At 67.0% G+C, this 3,474-nt stretch carries 3 protein-coding genes and 1 tRNA gene; all 4 read left to right on the forward strand.

Annotated elements, in window-relative coordinates:
* Window positions 1–337: 337 nt before the first annotated feature.
* Window positions 338–410 (forward strand) — tRNA-Lys (locus VF468_00690).
* Window positions 411–1,162: 752 nt separating this feature from the next.
* Window positions 1,163–1,414: a hypothetical protein gene (locus VF468_00695; protein ID HEX5876842.1), complete on the forward strand. Its 252-nt coding sequence runs from the start codon at window positions 1,163–1,165 to the stop codon at window positions 1,412–1,414.
* Window positions 1,378–2,247 (forward strand): M23 family metallopeptidase, encoded by an 870-nt coding sequence (locus VF468_00700; GenBank protein HEX5876843.1) that lies wholly within the window; start codon window positions 1,378–1,380, stop codon window positions 2,245–2,247. The genes VF468_00695 and VF468_00700 overlap by 37 nt, the downstream gene beginning before the upstream one ends.
* Window positions 2,248–2,331: 84 nt before the next feature.
* Window positions 2,332–3,318: a DUF3500 domain-containing protein gene (locus VF468_00705; GenBank protein ID HEX5876844.1), complete on the forward strand. Its 987-nt coding sequence runs from the start codon at window positions 2,332–2,334 to the stop codon at window positions 3,316–3,318.
* Window positions 3,319–3,474 lie beyond the last annotated feature (156 nt).

Consider the following 3,474-nt stretch of genomic DNA (forward strand, 5'->3'; position numbering starts at 1 on the left):
ATGTGGTGCAAGGCGATCTTCTTTTTGTGCCGCACGCTGCGCACCTGTACGCGTGCCGCTTGTAGTAGTTCGACCGCCTCAGGCGCCAGGCGTTGGAGCGGTAGTACGCACGAATCCACTCGGGGTGATAGGCCATCGGCCGCGAGCGTAGAAGCAGGTCCTCTACGATGGGGACGCGTCGGTGACCATGCCCTGGGCGGGGAGACTCGGTGGGGGCCAAATTTGGAAGCCGCATCGACGTTCAGTCCCGGAAAAGTCCCGGCGAGGTTGACCGACGATGGCCAATGTTGACCAACATTGACCAGCGTTCTCCTAGTCGCAGGGCAGTTCGATCGAAGGGCCTCTAGCTCAATTGGCAGAGCTGCGGACTTTTAATCCGTAGGTTGTGGGTTCGAGTCCCACGGGGCCCACTGTGACTAGGGTCTTCGCTTTCGTTGGGCTTGTGATGAGGAGATAAAACCCCATTAAACCCCCAGCTTTCAGAGGCTGACGGGCCTGGTGTGGCGGAAGATGCCATCGACTCCTACTAACGGATGCTGGCAAGGGCATCGGGCTGTCGGCGGCAACGTTCCCTCGACCTGCTCCGTGTTGATGATCAACCGGAACGCAATGGCACAGGTGTTGCGCTGGCCTACGCGCCTCCGCACGCCACGAAGGATCAAAGGCGATCACCCTTCGCTTTAAGTGTTGGCTAGCCCCAGTTACCAGTCCGGTCTCCTGCAGTTGGACTGGGAGGCTTTGGCGAGGTCGCCCATAATCCGTGTGGGTCGTGCTGCAGGAAGAACGGGCACGATGTGGACCTCCAGGGCCGGGAACGATGTGTAGCCCTGTCCCTGATCCGTAAACTGCGCTCGCCACGTCAGGTGGCCCTTCCGCTGAGTGACGAGAACGTCAGCGGGTCACCAGTCTGCTCTGCGCGAGTAGAGCGCATGCCCAGACGCAGATACAGGGCCGTGCGCCGGGCCACCCCGGGTGGATCGCAGCATGGGTGGTACCAGTCCACCCGGTCTTGCACGACACTGCGTGCATGGCTGTGATCCGCTCAGGACGAGGAGGTACGACCATGCAATCGCCCATTCGCCACCGGGAGGGAAACGATAACCACCGTCGTCGAACGGCCAGCCCGGCGGGACCGCGGTCGCGTCGCCTCTCCAGCGCCGCCGTGGCGGTGGCCGACATCGCGCTGGCGGCCCTGGGAGCCGCCCTCATCGTGTTCTTGGGTCGGTTCGGCGCCTGGGATTTGAGTGTCGCGATCCTCGTCCTGGTCGCCGCGGTCGCGGCCGCCGCCGCGCACCTGGTACAAGCCTTCCGGGGCGAGTCGAGCTTGGTGTGCTCGGCCAGCCGCTTCGTGCGGACCTGCGGCCGTACCTGCTGCAGTTGCTCAACTACGCGCTGCTCGCCGCGCTTATCCTGATCGCCGGGGCGTTGGGGACGTTCACCAACCTCCCGTTCTACGCCGGCATCCTCGGCCTCCCGCTGTCCGACTGGATATCCGGCCACCAGGCCACCGTCGCCGTGCAGCTGGCGGCTCTGGCTCTCGCCGGGCTGGCGCTCATACCCTCTCGCCGCGTGCGACCCGTCCGCAACCTCGCCGTCCTGTCCTTCAGTGTCTTCCTGGCCGTCTCCCTGGCACCCGCCTTCGCCCCGCCGAGGGCTGCGGTGGCCGTCGACCTGCCGCTGGAGGGTGAGTGGGCGATGGTGGCCGGCGATCGCAGCACCCTACCGAGCCACCACTACACCGATCCGTCCGGGCGCGATGCCCTCGACTTCGCCCGGTTGGTCAACGGCCAGGCCTTCGTGGGTGACCCCGAGCACCGCGCGTCCTGGCACGGCTACGGTCAGCCAGTGCTGGCACCGGCCGACGGCACCGTGGTGAGCGTCCGCGATGACCTCGCTGACGCACCTATCGGCCTGATCGGCCAGGGCGAGGGCAACATGATCGTCCTCGACATCGGCGGTGCGCGCTACGTCGTGTTCGCCCACCTCCAGCAGGGCAGCGCGCTGGTCAGCGCAGGCCAGTCCGTCACCCGCGGGCAGCGGATCGCCGCCGTCGGCCACAACGGGAACTCGATCTCGCCGCACCTGCACCTGCAGCTCCAGGACCGCCCCTCGCTCCCCAGCGACGATCCTGAGGTGTGCACCTTTCCCATCGTGTTCGAGCACACCACGCTCACCCGGGGCGGCCGGGAGTACACGCCGTCCACCGCCGACCTCCGGCGAGGTGACGTCATCCGCGCCAACCGCTGATCCCGAGCCTAAACGTGACAGCACCGACGCCTACCTTTGCTGGCGGCCAGGCTTGCCCGTGAAGGCGGCCGCTAGGTTGGCGGCATGGTGGAGCTCACCATGCCGGATCTCGCCGCGGCGATGCGGGCGGCTGTCCGCGGTCTGGTGGACCGCCTGGACACTGAGCAACGCCGTCAGCTGGTCTTCCCGTTCGACGGCGATTTGCATAAGCGGTGGACCTACCTGCCCGGTCAGCGACCCGGGCTCCGACTGGGCGAGCTGAGCGAGGATCAGCTGGAGCCGGCGCTGGGCCTGCTGCAGCTCCTCCATAGCGTGCGCGGCTGGTCCGACACGCAGCTGGTGATCCGGATCGAGGCTGTCCGGCGAGAGCTGTCGCTCCAGCAGCCCGGCCGGGCTGGCGTTGATCCGTACCGGGACCTGCCGTACTGGCTGGTGGTGCTGGGAGATCCGAGGAGCACCGATCCCTGGGCCTGGCGGATCAATGGCCACCACCTGCTGGCGCAGGCCACGGTGGTCGGGGATCAGGTCAACGGCGTACCGCACTTCTTCGGCGCGGAGCCGGCCACGGTGCTGGAGGGCCCGCACGCCGGCCTGCGCGCCCTGCCGCGGGAGGAGGACCTGGCGCGAGAGCTAATGCTCACACTGCAGCAGGACCAGCAGCAGATGGCGCGGATCGCGGTCAAGGCACCCGCGGACATCGCCTCCCGTTGGGACCCGGTGGCTGCGCTACCGGAGCAGCCGCGCGGCGTTTCGTACGCACGGCTGGACCGGTTGCAGCGTGAGCTGTTGGTGTCGCTGCTCCGGCAGTACCTCGATCGGGCGGCCTCCGCCGTCGCCAACCAGGCCTGGACCGACATCACCGACGCCGGACTCGAACAGGTGTGCTTCGGATGGGCCGGGCCGGTCAAGCCAGGCGCCGGCCACTATTACACGCTCAGCGGTCCGAGCCTGCTCATCGAATACGACAACACCCAAGACGGGGCCAATCACATCCATTCCGTGTGGCGCGACCTGCGCCGCGACTTCGCCGGGGACCTGCTGGCCCAGCACTACGCGGGCGTGCGCCGGTGATCGGCCCGCTCACGGGACGACCGGCTCGTGACCTGAGATAGATGTTTGGGCTGGTGACCAGCAGCGGCACCCTGCTGGACATCTTCTACAACATCGTGCAAGGCGTCTAGGACGCGTGAATTCCTGGCGCCGTCGCCGTAGCGCTTGTGAATGACT

It is taken from the genome of Actinomycetota bacterium (assembly GCA_036280995.1).
Lineage (GTDB): Bacteria > Actinomycetota > CALGFH01 > CALGFH01 > CALGFH01 > CALGFH01.